The organism is Streptomyces sp. NPDC088261 (assembly GCF_044740805.1).
Classification (GTDB): Bacteria; Actinomycetota; Actinomycetes; order Streptomycetales; family Streptomycetaceae; genus Streptomyces.
The window spans coordinates 201,998-218,556 of record NZ_JBIURL010000012.1; the positions used below are offsets into that span (position 1 = coordinate 201,998).

Here is a 16,559-nt window from a genome sequence, read left to right on the forward strand (position 1 = left end):
GTAAAGGAGCGCGAAGGGCTCTACCCAAAGCACTCCATAACGTGAAATATTCTGGCCTTCCCTTGTTTGACCTGGGGTATCGTCCCGTTCACCCCCTGTTCAAGGTTTCCTTGACCGGCGCCGCGAGCAGCGTTCGCTCTCCCCCCTCCGCCGGTGAGCCGAGCAAGAGAGACAAGGCCCATGAAGCGCATACTCATCCGCTCCGGCAAGAGCCCGTTCCGTGTCGCGTCGCGCGAGGAGTTCCTGCACCAGGATCTGATCGGCACGAACTCGGGCAACCTGCTGTTCAGCGACGCCACCCACAAGATCCTGCTCACGGAGCACACCGAGATCACGTCCAACGGTCTGCCGACCGACACGAGCGCCGCGCGGGCGAAGGAGATCAACGAGCGGTACGACGTCTTTGTCGTCCCGCTCGCCAACGCCTTCCGCCCCTCCTTCAAGACCTCCCTGGACCGGCTGTCCACCCTCATCGAGCAACTCACCATCCCGGTGGTGGTCCTGGGCGTCGGGGCCCAGGCCAACGAGAAGTTCGACGTCAAGCGGCTGGGCCCCATCGAGGCGTCCGTGAAACGGTTCTGCCGGGCGGTGCTGGAGAGATCGGCGTCCATCGGCGTCCGGGGTGAGCTGACCGCCTCGTACCTCCACAACCTGGGCTTCTCCGAGGACGAGGTCGACATCATCGGCTGTCCCTCGATGTTCCTGTACGGGGAGACGTTCCCGGCCCTGAGCCGTCCCGGCACGATCGACGCGGCGTCCCGGATAGCGATCAACCTGTCGCCCGGGGCCGTCTCGGTGGGCGACGTGGCCGGGCTCGCCGACCACGCGTACCGGCGCTTCCCCCACCTCACGTACTTCGCGCAGAACATGACCGACGCCCAGCTGCTCTTCTGGGGCGACACCTCGGAGGCCTCGGGGAACGACGACGCGCTGCCGCGCCGGCTGTCGCACCCGCTGTTCCAGGAGAACAAGGTCAGGGTCCCGCTGGACCCGAGGACGTGGCTGGAGGAGCTGTCCACGTTCGACTTCGCGTACGGGACCCGCATCCACGGCAACATCGCGGCGCTCCTGTCCGGCACCCCCGCCGTCGTTCTGGTCCACGACTCACGGACCCTGGAGCTCTGCCGGTACTTCGGCATACCGCACCGGATGCTCCGGGGGCTGCCCGGCGACATCCACCCGGCGGACCTGTACGAACAGGCCGACTACCGGCCGCTGGTGGACGGGCACCCGGAGCGCTTCCGCCGCTTCCGGGAGTTCCTCGACCGGAACAACCTCCAGAACACCTTCACCCACGGGGACGGCGGCGCGGCCTACGAGACCCGTCTCGCCGCGCTGAAACTGCCGTCGCCGATCGGCGTGTGGGACGGCTCCGACGACGGGGCGTTCCAGTACCGCATCAGCCGGCTGCACGAGCGGGCGGAGCGGAGCGAGCGCGCCGTGACCTCGCTCACCAAGCAGAACAAGGAACTCCAGAAGCTGGTCGCCGACCTGGAGAAGCGGCTGTCGGGCGTCGAGCGGCGGGCGGCGGTACGGATCGGCCCGGCGATACGGCGCCGCGTCCGCCGCGCCAAGACCGACAACGCGTAGCGGGGGGCGGCCGTTCCAAAGCGGCCTCTCAGGGGCGGTCGAGCCGGAGCCGGTCCGCCCTGGGCAGGCCGGCCACCACCAGGTCGTACGAGTCCTCGATCAGTTCGCAGACCATCCGGGCGGGCAGGCCGGCGACCGTCACCGTGTTCCAGTGGCGCTTGTTGAGGTGCCAGCCCGGGACGATCTGCGGATGGGCCGCCCGCAGCCGGACCGCCTCCTCCGGATCGCACTTGAGCGAGACCTTGAGCGGGCTCTCCTCCGGCGCGCAGAACGCGAAGATGCGGCCCCCGACCCGGAACACCGTCAGGCCGGGGCTGCCCGGGAACGGGACGTCGTGCGACGTCCCGTTCAACTCCAGGCAGCAGGCCCTCACGTCGGCCGCCGTCATGTCCCCGGCCGCCGCACCGGCGGCCACGGGCTCCCCCGGTGCCGTCACGGATGCGGCTGCCGCGCGGGCTCCGGCTCCGCCAGGACCGTCACGATCTTGTTGCGGCGGCCCGCCGGGGACTCCGCCGTCAGCCGCAGCGTCCGGCCGTCCGGCAGGTCGACCTCGGCGCTCGCCCCGGCGATCGGCACGCGGCCCAGCGCCTTCGCGAGCAGCCCGCCGACCGTCTCCACGTCCTCGTCGTCGAACGCGTCGAGCCCGAACAGCTCCCCGAGGTCCCCGATGTCGAGCCGGGCCGTGACCCGGTAGGAGCCGTCGCCGATCTCCTCGACCGGCGGCAGCTCACGGTCGTACTCGTCGGTGATCTCGCCGACGATCTCCTCCAGGATGTCCTCGATCGTGACGATGCCCGCCGTACCGCCGTACTCGTCGATGACGACGGCGACATGGCTGCGCTCCTGCTGCATCTCGCGCAGCAGGTCGCCCGCGTTCTTCGTGTCCGGGACGAAGGCCGCCGGGCGCATCGCCGTGGAGACCAGGTCGGCCTCCGAGTCCCGGTTGATGTGGGTCTTCCGCACCAGGTCCTTGAGGTAGACGATGCCGACGATGTCGTCCTCGTTCTCCCCCGTCACCGGGATGCGGGAGAAACCGGAGCGCAGCGCCAGGGTCAGCGCCTGACGGATCGTCTTGGACCGCTCGATGGCCACCAGGTCCGTACGCGGCACCATCACCTCGCGCACGAGCGTGTCGCCCAGCTCGAAGACGGAGTGCACCATCCGGCGCTCGTCGTCCTCGATCAGGGACTCCTGCTCGGCGAGGTCGACCATCGCGCGCAGCTCCGCCTCGCTGGCGAACGGCCCCTTGCGGAAGCCCTTGCCGGGGGTGAGCGCGTTGCCGAGGAGGATCAGCAGTTGCGGAACCGGGCCCATGATCCTGGCGAGCGGCAGCAGGACGTACGCGGACGCCGTCGCCACGTTCAGCGGATGCTGGCGGCCGATCGTGCGCGGCGAGACGCCCACCGCGACGTACGACACCAGGACCATGACGCCGATGGCGACGACCAGCGCCACCCACGTGTCGTCGAACCCGTTGAGGCAGACGTACGTGACCAGCACCCCGGCGGCCATCTCGCAGGCGACCCGCACCAGCAGGGCCACGTTCAGGTAGCGCGTGGGGTCGGCGGCGATCTGGGCGAGCTTCGCCGCGCCCCGCCGCCCGGACCTGACGGCCTCGGCCGCCCGGAAGCTGGAGACCCGGGCCAGGCCCGCCTCGGCCGACGCCGCCAGCCAGGCGACGACGACCAGGGCGACGGCCCCGACGATCAGTTGCGCGGTCACGAGACGGTCGGGGCGGGCGAGGGCCCTTCGAGCCCGTGCTCGGCCCGCCAGCCGTCGACGATCGCGGCCTGGAGGCCGAACATCTCGGCCTTCTCGTCCGGCACCTCGTGGTCGTACCCGAGGAGATGCAGCACCCCGTGGACGGTGAGGAGTTGCAGCTCCTCGTCCATGGAGTGCCGCGTCGGCGCCTCCTCGCCCTGCCTCTTGGCGACCTCGGGGCAGAGCACGATGTCACCGAGGAGCCCCTGCGGGGGCTCCTCGTCGTCCTTGACCGGCGGACGCAGCTCGTCCATCGGGAAGGACATGACATCGGTCGGACCCGGCAGGTCCATCCACTGGAGGTGCAGCTGCTCCATGGCGGCCTCGTCCACCACGATCACCGACAGCTCGGAGAGGGGGTGGATTCGCATCCGGGTGAGCGCGTAGCGGGCGACGTCGAGAATCGCCTGCTCGTCGACCTCGGTGCCTGACTCGTTGTTGACGTCGATCGACATGGTGCGGTGAGACTCTCCCGATTAGTGCCGCGCACGCTTCGTTCAGCGGTGCTGTTCGTTGCCGTTGCGGCTGTCGTACTGCTCGTAGGCGTCGACGATACGGCCGACGAGCTTGTGCCGTACGACATCCTCCGACGTCAGCCGGGAGAAGTGCACGTCCTCGACGCCTTCCAGGATCTCCTGGACCTGCCGCAGACCGCTCTTCGTGCCGCCCGGGAGGTCGACCTGGGTCACGTCACCGGTGATGACGATCTTCGATTCGAAGCCGAGGCGGGTGAGGAACATCTTCATCTGCTCGGGGCTGGTGTTCTGCGCCTCGTCCAGGATGATGAACGCGTCGTTGAGCGTACGGCCCCGCATGTACGCCAGCGGCGCGACCTCGATCGTGCCCGCCGCCATCAGGCGGGGGATCGACTCGGGGTCGAGCATGTCGTGCAGCGCGTCGTAGAGCGGGCGCAGGTACGGGTCGATCTTCTCGTAGAGCGTGCCCGGCAGGAAGCCGAGCCGCTCCCCCGCCTCGACGGCGGGCCTGGTCAGGATGATGCGGCTGACCTGCTTGGACTGGAGGGCCTGCACCGCCTTGGCCATGGCGAGGTAGGTCTTGCCGGTACCGGCGGGGCCGATGCCGAAGACGATCGTGTTCTTGTCGATCGCGTCGACGTACCGCTTCTGGTTGAGGGTCTTCGGGCGGATCGTGCGTCCACGGCTGGACACGATGTTCTGCGTGAGCACCTCGGCGGGGGTCTCCTCGCCGTCAGCCCCGCCGCTCTCGCTCGCTCTGAGCATGGCGATGGAACGTTCCACTGCGTCCTCCGTCATCGGCTGACCGGTGCGGAGCACCAGCATCATCTCGTCGAGCAGGCGCTGGACGAGCGCGACGTCCGCCGCGCTGCCTGTCGCACTGATCTCGTTTCCCCGGACATGGATGTCTGCGGCCGGGAACGCCTTCTCGATCACACGCAGCAGGGAATCCCTCGAACCCAGGACCATCACCATCGGGTGGCTGTCGGGGACGGTGAACTGGGCACGCGCCTGCGCCGGTGCGGGGGTCGGGTCTGTAGGTGTCTGAGTCATGGGCCGGCACTGTGGCCTGCGCATACCTCCCGTTGCAGGGTTCTCGCCACTCGACAACCTCTGGACCACCAGCCTACGACTCCGCACCGACAACACCGTAGGACTTTTCCGCGCGCCTTCCCGCGCCCTTGCGGCGCGCCCCCGCCGCGCCCCCCGGGGGCCCGCACCGGCCCGCCCGCCGGCCGGATCAGCCGACGCGGCCGAATCCGATGGTCGGTACGGCCCTGCGCAGCGGCCACGGCCTGCTCGGCGCGGGCAGCAGGCCCTCCAGGAAGCCGTACCGCCGCAGCGCCGCCGGATCCTGGTCGGGGACCCGCTGCACCGACCGCCACCAGGTCGCCACCTCCGACCAGCCGGGCGCGGAGAGCGACCCGCCGAACTCCTGCACCGACAGCGCGGCGGTCAGCCCGGCGAAGGCCAGCCGGTCCGCGAGCGGCCAGCCGGCGAGCGTACCGGTGACGAACCCGGCCACGAAGACGTCCCCCGCGCCCGTCGGGTCCAGGGCCTCCACCGCGATGGCCGGGACCTGGGCGCTCTCGCCGGTGCGCCCGTCCACGGCGTACGCGCCCTCCGCACCGAGCGTGACGACGGCGAGCGGCACCTTCTCGGCCAGCTTCCAGGCGGCCTTCCTGGGGTCGTCGGTGCGTGTGTAGCGCATCGCCTCCTGGGCGTTGGGCAGGAACGCCTCACAGTGCTCCAGGTCCACGAGCCCGGCGAGGTCCCAGCGGCCGGAGTCGTCCCAGCCGACGTCGGCGAAGATCAGCGACCCGTGGGAGGCGGCCCGGCCGATCCAGGGGTCGCCCCGGCCCGGCAGCAGGGCGGCGATGGCGGCCCGGGCGCGCGGCGGGCACTCGGGCAGGGCGCCTTCGGGCGGCGGGGCCTCGTGGCCGTGCGAGACCATCGTCCGCTCGCCCTCGTACGCCATGGAGACGGTCACCGGCGAGTGCCAGCCGGGGACCTTGCGGGAGCCGGACAGGTCGATGCCCTCGCCCTGCTCCAGCGCGTCCCAGCAGTACTCCCCGTAGTGGTCGTCGCCGAAGGCGGCGGCGAGCGAGGTGCGCAGTCCGAGGCGGGCCAGGGCGGTGGCCATGTTGGCGATCCCGCCGGGGCTGGAGCCCATCCCCCGCGCCCAGGACTCGGTGCCGCGCACGGGGGCGGCGGCCAGGCCGGTGAAGATGATGTCGAGGAAGACCGTGCCCGTGAGGTAGACGTCGCACCGCGGATCGTCCGGGGCGCGCAGTCCGCCCAGCGGGTCGACGGCGGCGGTCCGGTCCTGCGGCTCTCCGTCGGGTGGGGTGAATGTGGTCACGGCGGGCTCCCCGATCGCGTGCGGATCAAGACAGTCTGCCCGATGCGCGGCGTGGTGGCAGGTCGGCAGGTCGGGGGGCCCTTCCGTGTCCCGGGCGGCCGGACGAACCGTACGTTTCAGGCCGTCCGGATCGGGTCGGCCGGCATCTTCGCCCGTCCGTCCTGACCGGGTCGGGCGGCGTCCTCGCCCGTCCGTCCTGACCGGGTCCGGCGCCGCCTTCGCCCGTCCGCCGCCCGGGTCAGGCGCGGCGCGGGGGCAGCGGCACCCGCACCAGGTCGGCGGCCACGGTCACTTCGCCCGTGAAGCCCGCCGCCCGCGCCTGCCGTTCGAACGCCTCCGGGTCCCCGTACCGCTGCGAGAAGTGGGTGAGCACCAGGTGCCGTACCCCCGCGTCCCGCGCCACCCGCCCCGCCTGGCCCGCCGTGAGGTGGCCGTGGTCGGTGGCGAGCGTCTCGTCCTCGTCCAGGAACGTCGACTCGATCACCAGCAGGTCGCACCCCTCGGCGAGCGTGTGCACGCCGTCGCAGAGCCGGGTGTCCATGACGAAGGCGAACCGCTGTCCGGTACGGATCTCACTGACCTCGTCCAGCGTGACCCCGCCCAGGACCCCCTCCCGCGCGAGGCGGCCGACGTCCGGGCCCGCGATGCCGTGGGCGGCCAGCCGCTCCGGCAGCATGCGGCGCCCGTCGGGCTCGGTGAGGCGGTAGCCGTACGACTCGACGGGGTGCGAGAGGAGTCGCGCCTCCAGCGTGTACGCGTCGGTCCGCGCGAGGACTCCGTCGCCGGTGACCGGCGCCTCGGTCAGCCGGACGGTCTCGCGGTAGGCCGTCGCGTACCGCAGCCGCTCGAAGAAGTGCTGTCCGCTCGCCGGGTAGTGCGCGGTGACCGGGTGCGGCACCCGGTCGAGGTTGATCCGCTGGATCACCCCGGCCAGCCCGAGCGCGTGGTCGCCGTGGAAGTGCGTGACGCAGAGGCGGTTGATGTCGTGCGCCGCGACCCCGGCCCGGAGCATCTGCCGCTGGGTGCCCTCGCCCGGGTCGAAGAGCAGGCCCTCGCCGTCCCAGCGCAGCAGATATCCGTTGTGGTTGCGGTGGCGCGTGGGCACCTGGCTGGCGGTGCCCAGGACGACCAGTTCTCGTACGGACAAGGCGCTTATCCAGGAGGCCAGTTGAGGCCCCGGCCGCCCAGCAGGTGGGCGTGCGCGTGGAAGACGGTCTGGCCGGCGCCGCTGCCGGTGTTGAAGACGATCCGGTAGCCGGTGGAGTCGGCGCCCTCCTCGGCCGCGACGGTCCCGGCCTCGGTCAGCAGGTCCGCGGCGATCCCCGGCTCGGCGGCGGCCAGCGAGGCCGCGTCGGGGTAGTGCACGCGGGGGATGACGAGGATGTGGGTGGGGGCCTGCGGGTGGATGTCCCGGAAGGCGACGGTGGTCGCCGTCTCACGGACGACGGTGGCCGGCACGTCCCCCGCCACGATCTTGCAGAACAGGCAGTCGGCCTGTGGTTCTCCGGCCATGGTCCTGGCCCTCCTCGAATGCGGCGACGACGGTGGTGACGGTGATCACACGATCACGATCGGTCCATGTTAGGGGGTGTCAGGACCAGCGGCCGGTGCGGGCCATCACCACGGCCACGGCCGCCGTCCCCGCCGTGGACGTACGGAGCACGCTGTGGCCCAGCCGGTACGGCTCCGCACCCACCGCCGCGAAGGCCGCCAACTCCTCGGGGGACACGCCCCCTTCGGGCCCGACGACCAGCACGACGGAACCCTCGCGGGGCAGTTCGGCCGCGGCGAGCGCGGCGCTCGCCGCGTCCCGGTCCTCGTGCAGGACGGCCGCGAAGTCGGCCGTCGCCAGCAGCGCGGCGACCTGCTTCGTACTCATCGCGTCCGCCACCTCGGGGAACCGCACCCGCCGCGACTGCTTCCCCGACTCCCGCGCCGTGGAACGCCACTTGGCGAGCGCCTTCGCGCCCCGCTCCCCGTTCCACCGCGTGACGCACCGGGAGGCCGCCCACGGGACGACGGCGTCCACGCCGGTCTCCGTCATGGTCTCGACGGCGACCTCGCCCCGGTCGCCCTTGGGCAGGGCCTGTACGACGGTGATGTGCGGGGTCTCCGGCGGTTCGTCGGTGTACGAGTCGAGCTGGACGATCAGCCGGTCCTTGCCCTCCGTCCCGAGGACCACGGCGTCCGCCCAGCGGCCCCTGCCGTCGGTCAGGACGACGTCCTCGCCGGCGTGCAGCCGCTTCACGGACACGGCGTGCCGCCCCTCGGAGCCGTCCAGGACGAACCGCCCGGCCGGTCCCGCGCCGAAGCCGTCGACCACGAACACCGGGGCGGTCACGAGGCGTTGCCCGGCCGGCCGAGTCTCGCGCCGGCCACCTCGAACTCGGTGACGAGGACGTTGACCAGCGTCGCGGCCGGCAGGTCGCGGGCCAGCCGGTGGCCCTGCCCGGCCCACAGCGCCATGCCCTGCGCGTCACCGGCCTTCGCGGCGGCCTTGCGCAGCCCGGCGGTGACGTGGTGCACCTCCGGGTAGGCGGCCGGGGCGTACTTGCCGTGCTCGCTCATGAAGCGGTTGACGAGGCCCCGGGCGGGGCGGCCGGAGAACGCGCGCGTCAACTGGGTCCGCGCGAACAGGGGGTTGGTCATGGCGTCCTTGTGCAGCGCGCTCGCCCCGGACTCCGGGCACACCAGGAACGCGGTGCCGAGCTGCGCCGCCTCCGCGCCCGCCGCCAGCACCCCGGCGACCTGGCCGCCGCGCATGATGCCGCCGGTCGCGATGACCGGGAGGTCGACGGTCTCCTTGACCAGCGCGAGCAGGGCGAGCAGCCCGAGGCCCACGCCGTCGTTCTCCGGGTCGTCGCGGTGGGTGCCCTGGTGGCCGCCGGCCTCGATGCCCTGGACGCAGACGGCGCCGGCGCCGGACCACTGGGCGGTCTGGGCCTCTTCGGGCGTGGTGACGGTGACGACGGTGAGCGTGCCGACCTTGGCGAAGGCGTCGAGGGTCGTACGGGTGGGGCAGCCGAAGGTGAACGAGACGACCGGGACCGGGTCGTCCAGCAGGATCGCCAGCTTGGCCTCGTACCCGTCGTCCCGGCCGCTCTCGGGGTCGCCGAGCGGGGTCTCGTACCAGGTGGCCTCACCGGCGAGCTGGTTGCGGTAGACCTCGACGGCCGCGGCGTCCGCGTAGTGCGGCTGGGGCATGAAGAGGTTGACGCCGAAGGGGCGCGAGGTGAGACCACGCAGGTGCTTGATCTCCTCGTACATGACATCGACCGATTTGTACCCGGCGGCGAGGAACCCGAGCCCGCCGGCGTCGGAGACGGCCGCGGCGAGCTGCGGGCAGGAGGCACCGCCCGCCATGGGGGCCTGCACGATGGGGTACCGGCAGAGATCGGTCAGTGCGGAGGACATGCGAAGCATGGTGCCATGCCGCTCGCCGCCCGGGAGATCCGGGGGCGCGGCCCGCGGCCGCGGTGTGTCCTCGATCGCCGGACGGGCTCGATTTCAGCCCGCCCGGCGATCAAGGACAGCATCAACGCTGATCAAGGACGTCCGTCAACGACCGTTGAACGCGTCCTTCAGGCGGGAGAAGAGGCCCTGCTGGCCCGGCTGGAACTGGCCCAGGGGCCGTTCCTCGCCGCGCAGCACCGCCAGCTCCCGCAGCAGCCGTTCCTGCTCCGCGTCCAGCTTCGACGGGGTCGTGACCTCGACGTGCACGATGAGGTCGCCGCGCCCGCCGCCGCGCAGGTGCGTGATGCCCCGCCCGTGCAGCGGGATCGACTGCCCCGACTGCGTGCCGGGCCGTACGTCGATGTCCTCCACCCCGTCCAGCGTCTCCAGCGGGCACTTGGTGCCCAGGGACGCCGCCGTCATGGGGACGGTCACCGTGCAGTGCAGGTCGTCGCCGCGCCGCTGGAACACCGCGTGCGGCAGCTCGTGGATCTCCACGTACAGGTCACCGGCGGGGCCGCCGCCGGGGCCGACCTCGCCCTCTCCCGCGAGCTGGATCCGCGTGCCGTTGTCGACGCCCGCCGGGATCTTGACCGTGAGCGTGCGGCGCGAACGGATCCGCCCGTCACCGGCGCACTCGGGGCACGGCGTCGGCACGACCGTACCGAAGCCCTGGCACTGCGGGCACGGCCGCGAGGTCATGACCTGGCCCAGGAAGGACCGCGTGACCTGCGAGACCTCGCCGCGACCGCGGCACATGTCGCAGGTCTGCGCCGAGGTGCCCGGCGCCGCCCCCTCGCCCGAGCAGGTCGTGCAGACCACGGCCGTGTCGACCTGGATGTCCTTGGTGGTGCCGAAGGCCGACTCGTTGAGGTCGATCTCCAGCCGGATCATCGCGTCCTGGCCCCGCCGCGTCCGCGAGCGCGGCCCGCGCTGCTGCGACGTACCGAAGAACGCGTCCATGATGTCCGAGAAGTTGCCGAAGCCACCGGCTCCGAAACCGCCCGCGCCACCGGCGCCGCCGCTCGCCGACAGCGGGTCCCCGCCGAGGTCGTAGACCTGCTTCTTCTGCGGGTCCGACAGCACCTCGTACGCGGCGTTGATCTCCTTGAAGCGCTCCTGCGTCTTGGGATCGGGATTGACATCCGGGTGCAGCTCGCGGGCGAGCCGCCGGAATGCCTTCTTGATCTCGTCCTGAGACGCGTCGCGGCGCACGCCGAGAACGGCGTAGTAGTCCGTGGCCACTTACGACTCCGCCAGGATCTGTCCGACGTAACGTGCCACTGCGCGTACCGCTCCCATCGTTCCGGGGTAGTCCATGCGGGTCGGTCCGACCACGCCGAGTTTGGCGACTGCCTCGTCGCCCGAACCGTAGCCGACCGCGACGACGGACGTGGAGTTGAGGCCCTCATGGGCGTTCTCGTGCCCGATACGTACGGTCATGCCCGGGTGCTCCGCCTCACCCAGCAGCTTGAGGAGCACGACCTGCTCCTCCAGCGCCTCCAGCACCGGCCGGATGGTGAGCGGGAAATCGTGCCCGAAGCGGGTGAGATTGGCCGTACCGCCGATCACCAGCCGCTCCTCGGTCTCCTCGACCAGCGTTTCGAGCAGGGTCGCGAGCACCGTCGTGACGACCCCGCGGTCCTCCTGCTCGAACGAGTCGGGAAGATCCTGCACGAGCTGCGGGACGTCCGAGAAACGGCGTCCGACGACCCGGCTGTTGAGCCGGGCCCGCAGGTCCGCGAGGGCGGTCTCCCCGAAGGGCGCGGGGCAGTCGATCATGCGTTGTTCGACCCGGCCGGTGTCCGTGATCAACACGAGCATCAGCCGGGCGGGGGCCAGGCCGAGCAGCTCCACGTGCCGCACCGTCGAGCGGGTCAGCGAGGGGTACTGCACCACGGCGACCTGCCGGGTCAGCTGCGCGAGCAGCCGTACCGTACGGCCCACGACGTCGTCGAGGTCGACCGCGCTGTCCAGGAAGTTCTGGATGGCCCGGCGCTCCGGCGACGACAGGGGCTTGACCCCCGCCAGCCGGTCCACGAAGAGCCGGTAGCCCTTGTCGGTCGGGATGCGGCCGGCGCTGGTGTGCGGCTGGGCGATGAAGCCCTCGTCCTCCAGCACCGCCATGTCGTTGCGGACCGTCGCCGGAGACACGCCGAGCTTGTGCCGCTCGGTCAGCGCCTTGGAGCCGACCGGCTCCTCCGTGCCGACGTAGTCCTGGACGATCGCGCGGAGCACTTCGAGTCTGCGTTCACTGAGCATCGCGCACACCTCCCGCTGTCGTCCGTCGGATCCGGCTTGGCACTCACCCGGAGGGAGTGCCAGCATTCCCCCCGACAGTGTACGGCTGTGGGGTACGCCCCTAGCAAGGGTGACCGACCACGCTACCGCGCGGGGCGGCGCGCCGTGAGCCCGGCCGGCGCCCGGTATCGGCGCTAGCGTCGTCGTATGGACATCCCCTGGGAAGAGCGCGGGTGGGAGCGGCTGTCGCCGCGGGCGGGCCGGTGCCGGCTGCCCGGGTGGGACGCGACCGCCGGACTCGTGGCCGGTGACACCGGCGTCCTGCTGTACGACACGGGCTCGACGCCCCGGGAGGGCGCGGCGCTGCGGGCGGACGTGGCCGCGCTGCTGGGCCCCGGGCGACCCGTCACGCACGTCGCGCTGAGCCATCCGCACTTCGACCACGTGCTGGGGACGGCGGCGTTCGCGGAGGCGGAGGTGTACGGGGCGGTGGGCGTCGCGGAACTGCTGGCCAGGAGCGGTGGCGCGCTGTACGAGGACGCGGTGCGGGAGGGCGTGGACGCGGCGGAGGCGGCGGAGGCACGTGACGCGCTGGTCCTGCCGGGGCACGGGGTGTCGGGCGAGCTGACCCTGGACCTCGGCGACGCGCGGGTGCTGCTGGCGAACGTGGGGCCCGGCCACACGGCCCACGACCTGGCCCTGCTGGTCCCGGCCGGGGAGGGCGCCGCGCCGGTGCTCTTCTGCGGGGACCTGGTGGAGGAGTCGGGGGAGCCGCAGGCGGGTCCTGACGCGATCACGGCCCGGTGGCCGGCCTCCCTGGACCGGCTGCTGGCGCTGGGCGGGGAGGACGCGGTGTACGTGCCGGGGCACGGCGCTGTGGTGGACGCGGCGTTCGTACGGGCCCAGCGGGACGCGCTGGCGGTACGTTTCGGCGTGTCGCTGTAGCGGGCCTCCCGTCCGTTTATCGTCTTGGCCATGCGCAGCTACAGCCCCGACCTCACCCCTCCGTGGAAGAAGCCGACCCCGGCGCCGGAGGTGCCGGCCGAACCGGATCTGGTGGTCGAGGAGGTGGTGACCGGCTTCTGCGGCGCGGTGATCCGCTGCGAGAAGACGGCGGAGGGGCCGACGGTGACCCTGGAGGACCGCTTCGGCAAGCAGCGGGTGTTCCCGCTGGCGGTCCGGGGCTTCCTGCTGGAGGGCCGGGTGGTCACGCTGGTCCGCCCGACGGCCGGGGGTCCGGTACGGCCGTCCCGTACGGCCTCCGGTTCGATCGCGGTCCCCGGGGCGCGCGCCCGGGTGGCCCGGGCCGGGCGGATCTATGTGGAGGGCCGGCACGACGCGGAGCTGGTGGAGCGCGTGTGGGGCGACGATCTGCGGATCGAGGGGGTGGTCGTGGAGTACCTGGAGGGCGTGGACGATCTCCCGGCGGTGGTCGGGGAGTTCGCCCCGGCGCCGGACGCGCGGCTGGGCGTCCTGGTCGACCATCTGGTGCCGGGTTCGAAGGAGTCCCGGATCGCGGCGGCGGTGACGGGCGCGGACGTCCTGGTGGTGGGCCACCCGTACATCGACGTGTGGGAGGCCGTGAAGCCGTCCTCGGTGGGCATCGCGGCGTGGCCCCGGGTGCCGAGGGGCGAGGACTGGAAGACGGGCGTGTGCCGGGCGCTGGGCTGGCCGGAGAACACCGGGGCGGCCTGGCAGCACATCCTGTCCAGGGTGCACTCGTACCGCGATCTGGAGCCGGCGCTGCTGGGGTCGGTGGAGCGCCTGATCGACTTCGTGACGGAACCGGCGGCCTGAGCGCCGGGCGTCCGCGAACTCAGGCCCCCGCCGCCGCGTACCGCCAGAAGTCGCGCATCAGGGCGGGCGGGGTCGGACCGGACATCGCCCGCTGGGTGAGCAGGATGCTCACCGCGCCGGTCGACGGGACGACGTGCGCGGCGGTGCCCGTACCGCCGACCCAGCCGTACCGCCCCGGTACGTTCCACGGGTCGACGGACTTCACGTCGACCGAGCCGCCGTAGCCCCAGCCCTGCCCTTCCAGGAAGAGCTCACCGGCGGCGCGCTGGTCAGGGGTCAGGTGGTCGGTGGTCATCAGCCGCACCGACTCGGTGGACAGCAGCCGCTTGCCGTCCGCCGTGCTTCCGCCGCCGAGGAGCAGCCGGGCGAAGGCGTACCAGTCGTCGGCGGTCGAGACGAGCCCGCCCGCGCCGGAGGGGAACGTCGGCGGCTCGTCCCACTGGCCGCCGGGGGCGTCGATCAGGGTGAGGTCGTCGCGGTAGTAGCTGGTGAACCGGTCGCTTCCGCCGGGCGGCAGGGAGAAGCCGGTGTCGTGCATGGCGAGGGGCTCGAACAGCCGCTCGGCCAGGAACTCGCCCAGGGGCCGTCCGGCGACGCGGGCGATCAGGACGCCCTGGAGGTCGGAGCAGATGTTGTAGAGCCACGCCTCGCCCGGCTGGCGCAGCATCGGGACGCGGCCGAGCCTGGCCATCCACTCGTCCGGCTCCGGGACGGCCTGCGGCTGGGGCGGCCCTTGCAGCATCTCGCTGAAGAGCAGCGCGACGGCGGGCAGCGAGAAGTCGTCGGGGAAGCCGTATCCGGCGCGGGAGGAGAGCAGGTCGGCGACGGTGATCGGCCGGTCGGCGGGCACGACGTCGTCGACGGGACTGTGGGGCGTACGGACGACCACGGGCTCGGCCAGCTCGGGCAGCCAGCGCCGGACCGGGTCGCCGAGGGCGATGAGTCCGTCGTCGACCAGCATCATGACCGCGGCGGCGGTGATCGGCTTGGTGATCGAGGCGATACGGAAGATCGAGTCGGGGGCCATCGGAGCGGTGCCCTCGATGTCGACGGCCCCGGCGACGGCCACCTCGACGTCTCCGTCCCGGGCCACCAGACCTACGGCGCCGGGTACGGTGCCGTCCTGGACGCGGGCGAGCAGCAGGTCGTGCAGCGTGGTCATGGGCTCCACCTCTCCGGAATCACGGTTCGGCAGGGGGGACTGCCCCCGTACCGAAAACTCATCGGACCCGCTGTCCAGCCCCCCGGCTGGTCCACCGGGTCCAACCGGTCCAACCGGCCCACCGGGTCCACCGGGTCCACCCGGCCCACCGGGTCCGCCCGATCCACCCGGCCCACCCGGCCCACCCGCTAGTCCACCAGATCCCGTACCACCGCGTCGGCCAGCAGCCGGCCCCGCAGGGTCAGCACGCCCCGGCCCTCGTCGTACGGCCCCGGCTCCAGCAGGCCGTCGGCGACCGCGCGGGCGGCGGCGGCGCGGCCGGCTTCCGCCAGCAGCGAGAGCGGCACTCCGTCGGACAGCCGCAGTTCCAGCAGGATCCGCTCGACCCGGCGGTCCTCCGCCGTCAGGATCTCCCGGCCCGCGCCGGGCGAGCGGCCCTCGGCGAGCGCGGCGGCGTACGCGCCCGGATGCTTCACGTTCCACCAGCGGACCCCGCCGACGTGGCTGTGGGCGCCGGGCCCGGCGCCCCACCAGTCGGCGCCGCGCCAGTACAGCTCGTTGTGCAGGCAGCGGCCCGCCTCGGTCGTGGCCCAGTTCGACACCTCGTACCAGGAGAACCCGGCCTTCGCGAGCACCTCGTCCGCGATCAGGTACCGGTCCGCGTGCTCGTCGTCGTCGGTCATCGGGACCTCGCCGCGGCGGATGCGGCGGGCGAGCCGGGTGCCCTCCTCCACGATGAGCGCGTAGGCGCTGATGTGGTCGGGGCCCGCGCCCACGGCGGCGTCGAGCGAGGCGCGCCAGTCGTCGTCGCTCTCGCCGGGGGTGCCGTAGATCAGGTCGAGGTTGACGTGCGCGAACCCGGCGGCGCGCGCCTCGGCGACGCACGCCTCGGGGCGGCCGGGGGTGTGCGTGCGGTCCAGGACCTTGAGGACGTGCTGCCGGGCGCTCTGCATGCCGAAGGAGATCCGGTTGAACCCGCCGGCGCGCAGGGCCGCGAGGTATTCCGGGTCCACGGATTCCGGGTTCGCCTCGGTGGTGACCTCGGCGTCGTCGGCGAGCCCGAACTCGTCGCGCACGGCGTCGAGCATCCGTACGAGGTCGCCGGCGTCCAGGAGGGTGGGCGTACCGCCCCCGACGAAGACGGTGCGGACGGGGCGGGGGTCGTCGCCCAGGACCTTCCTGGCCAGCCGTATCTCGTCGACGAGGGTGTCGGCGTAGTTGTCCCGGGACGCCAGCACCCCGCCGGTGCCGCGGAGCTCGGTGGCGGTGTAGGTGTTGAAGTCGCAGTATCCGCAGCGGGTGGCGCAGTAGGGGACGTGCAGGTAGAACCCGAGGGGGCGCGTGGCCGCGCCGTCGAGGGCGTGCGGGGGGAGGGCGCCGGTCTCGGGCACGGGTTCGCCGTCGGGCAGTACGGAGGGCATGCCCCCAGTGTCGCGTACCTCGGGCGGCGCCCGCGTTGCGGCCGACATTGTCCTACGCCCCGGTGGGCGGCGCGGCTTCCTCGCTTGTCCTCCGTCGCCGGACGGGCGTCTGCGCCCATGTGGTGGGCGCGGCTTACTGATGTCCTCAATCGCCGGACGGGCTTGATGGTGCCCGCTGCGGGCCGGTGGGCGAGGTGCGGGTTGTCGCCGGGGGCCGGTCAGGGGTCGTGTCCTGCACTGCATGTTTTACGTCGCGTGCGCGCCCTTGTTTTGTTTGACGGTAGCCATGCGACACA

The 16,559-nt window shown here is 72.3% G+C and carries 16 protein-coding genes; 3 read left to right on the forward strand and 13 right to left on the reverse strand.

Translation table 11 applies throughout. The annotated features are described in order from the left end of the window. Positions 1-180 precede the first annotated feature (180 nt). Positions 181-1,590: a polysaccharide pyruvyl transferase family protein gene (locus ACIODU_RS23470; protein ID WP_356422290.1), complete on the forward strand. Its 1,410-nt coding sequence runs from the start codon at positions 181-183 to the stop codon at positions 1,588-1,590. A gap of 28 nt (positions 1,591-1,618) precedes the next feature. Here the strand turns inward: ACIODU_RS23470 and ACIODU_RS23475 are convergent, their stop codons facing one another. From ACIODU_RS23475 to hrcA, 11 genes are all read right to left on the reverse strand, one after another. Further along, positions 1,619-1,978 (reverse strand): MmcQ/YjbR family DNA-binding protein, encoded by a 360-nt coding sequence (locus ACIODU_RS23475; RefSeq protein WP_401769768.1) that lies wholly within the window; start codon positions 1,976-1,978, stop codon positions 1,619-1,621. A gap of 44 nt (positions 1,979-2,022) precedes the next feature. Next, on the reverse strand, positions 2,023-3,312 hold the full coding sequence (locus ACIODU_RS23480) for a hemolysin family protein (RefSeq protein WP_356422287.1): 1,290 nt from the start codon (positions 3,310-3,312) through the stop codon (positions 2,023-2,025). After that, positions 3,309-3,806: an rRNA maturation RNase YbeY gene (gene ybeY / locus ACIODU_RS23485; RefSeq protein ID WP_161312613.1), complete on the reverse strand. Its 498-nt coding sequence runs from the start codon at positions 3,804-3,806 to the stop codon at positions 3,309-3,311. Before ybeY ends, ACIODU_RS23480 begins: the two co-directional genes overlap by 4 nt. A 42-nt stretch (positions 3,807-3,848) precedes the next feature. Further along, positions 3,849-4,880, reverse strand: coding sequence for a PhoH family protein (locus tag ACIODU_RS23490; RefSeq protein WP_356422284.1), 1,032 nt, complete (start codon positions 4,878-4,880; stop codon positions 3,849-3,851). Between the two features lie 187 nt (positions 4,881-5,067). After that, positions 5,068-6,189 (reverse strand): PfkB family carbohydrate kinase, encoded by a 1,122-nt coding sequence (locus ACIODU_RS23495; RefSeq protein WP_356422281.1) that lies wholly within the window; start codon positions 6,187-6,189, stop codon positions 5,068-5,070. 238 nt (positions 6,190-6,427) lie between these two features. Next, positions 6,428-7,336: a ribonuclease Z gene (locus tag ACIODU_RS23500; protein ID WP_401769753.1), complete on the reverse strand. Its 909-nt coding sequence runs from the start codon at positions 7,334-7,336 to the stop codon at positions 6,428-6,430. A 5-nt stretch (positions 7,337-7,341) separates the two neighbouring features. After that, a complete protein-coding gene (locus tag ACIODU_RS23505; RefSeq protein WP_161307886.1) occupies positions 7,342-7,701 on the reverse strand; it encodes a histidine triad nucleotide-binding protein in 360 nt (119 codons plus the stop codon). 79 nt (positions 7,702-7,780) lie between these two features. Then, positions 7,781-8,530: a 16S rRNA (uracil(1498)-N(3))-methyltransferase gene (locus ACIODU_RS23510; RefSeq protein WP_401769754.1), complete on the reverse strand. Its 750-nt coding sequence runs from the start codon at positions 8,528-8,530 to the stop codon at positions 7,781-7,783. Beyond that, a complete protein-coding gene (locus tag ACIODU_RS23515) occupies positions 8,527-9,603 on the reverse strand; it encodes a nitronate monooxygenase (protein ID WP_401769755.1) in 1,077 nt (358 codons plus the stop codon). Before ACIODU_RS23515 ends, ACIODU_RS23510 begins: the two co-directional genes overlap by 4 nt. A 144-nt stretch (positions 9,604-9,747) precedes the next feature. Further along, on the reverse strand, positions 9,748-10,887 hold the full coding sequence (gene dnaJ / locus ACIODU_RS23520; protein ID WP_356422271.1) for a molecular chaperone DnaJ: 1,140 nt from the start codon (positions 10,885-10,887) through the stop codon (positions 9,748-9,750). Beyond that, complete coding sequence (gene hrcA / locus ACIODU_RS23525) at positions 10,888-11,904, reverse strand: heat-inducible transcriptional repressor HrcA (RefSeq protein WP_356422269.1); 1,017 nt, start codon at positions 11,902-11,904, stop codon at positions 10,888-10,890. A gap of 186 nt (positions 11,905-12,090) precedes the next feature. Here hrcA and ACIODU_RS23530 point away from each other — a divergent pair, with 186 nt between their 5' ends. Both ACIODU_RS23530 and ACIODU_RS23535 read left to right on the forward strand, forming a co-directional pair. Next, positions 12,091-12,828, forward strand: a complete 738-nt coding sequence (locus tag ACIODU_RS23530) for an MBL fold metallo-hydrolase (RefSeq protein ID WP_401769756.1) — start codon at positions 12,091-12,093, stop codon at positions 12,826-12,828. Between the two features lie 30 nt (positions 12,829-12,858). Next, a complete protein-coding gene (locus ACIODU_RS23535) occupies positions 12,859-13,680 on the forward strand; it encodes a DUF3097 domain-containing protein (protein WP_401769757.1) in 822 nt (273 codons plus the stop codon). 19 nt (positions 13,681-13,699) lie between these two features. On the opposite strand, the gene ACIODU_RS23540 is transcribed toward ACIODU_RS23535, so the two are convergent. After that, positions 13,700-14,842: a serine hydrolase domain-containing protein gene (locus tag ACIODU_RS23540; RefSeq protein WP_401769758.1), complete on the reverse strand. Its 1,143-nt coding sequence runs from the start codon at positions 14,840-14,842 to the stop codon at positions 13,700-13,702. A gap of 188 nt (positions 14,843-15,030) precedes the next feature. Beyond that, positions 15,031-16,263: a radical SAM family heme chaperone HemW gene (gene hemW / locus ACIODU_RS23545; RefSeq protein ID WP_401769759.1), complete on the reverse strand. Its 1,233-nt coding sequence runs from the start codon at positions 16,261-16,263 to the stop codon at positions 15,031-15,033. Positions 16,264-16,559: the final 296 nt, after the last annotated feature.

Excerpts from the sequence above, each read along its gene's own strand:
- ACIODU_RS23470 (WP_356422290.1), top strand. The coding sequence starts at position 181 with ATGAAGCGCATACTCATCCGCTCCGGCAAGAGCCCGTTCCGTGTCGCG.
- ACIODU_RS23475 (WP_401769768.1), bottom strand. The coding sequence starts at position 1,978 with ATGACGGCGGCCGACGTGAGGGCCTGCTGCCTGGAGTTGAACGGGACG.
- ybeY (WP_161312613.1), bottom strand. The coding sequence starts at position 3,806 with ATGTCGATCGACGTCAACAACGAGTCAGGCACCGAGGTCGACGAGCAG.
- ACIODU_RS23490 (WP_356422284.1), bottom strand. The coding sequence starts at position 4,880 with ATGACTCAGACACCTACAGACCCGACCCCCGCACCGGCGCAGGCGCGT.
- ACIODU_RS23505 (WP_161307886.1), bottom strand. The coding sequence starts at position 7,701 with ATGGCCGGAGAACCACAGGCCGACTGCCTGTTCTGCAAGATCGTGGCG.
- ACIODU_RS23515 (WP_401769755.1), bottom strand. The coding sequence starts at position 9,603 with ATGTCCTCCGCACTGACCGATCTCTGCCGGTACCCCATCGTGCAGGCC.
- hrcA (WP_356422269.1), bottom strand. The coding sequence starts at position 11,904 with ATGCTCAGTGAACGCAGACTCGAAGTGCTCCGCGCGATCGTCCAGGAC.
- ACIODU_RS23530 (WP_401769756.1), top strand. The coding sequence starts at position 12,091 with ATGGACATCCCCTGGGAAGAGCGCGGGTGGGAGCGGCTGTCGCCGCGG.
- ACIODU_RS23535 (WP_401769757.1), top strand. The coding sequence starts at position 12,859 with ATGCGCAGCTACAGCCCCGACCTCACCCCTCCGTGGAAGAAGCCGACC.
- ACIODU_RS23540 (WP_401769758.1), bottom strand. The coding sequence starts at position 14,842 with ATGACCACGCTGCACGACCTGCTGCTCGCCCGCGTCCAGGACGGCACC.
- hemW (WP_401769759.1), bottom strand. The coding sequence starts at position 16,263 with ATGCCCTCCGTACTGCCCGACGGCGAACCCGTGCCCGAGACCGGCGCC.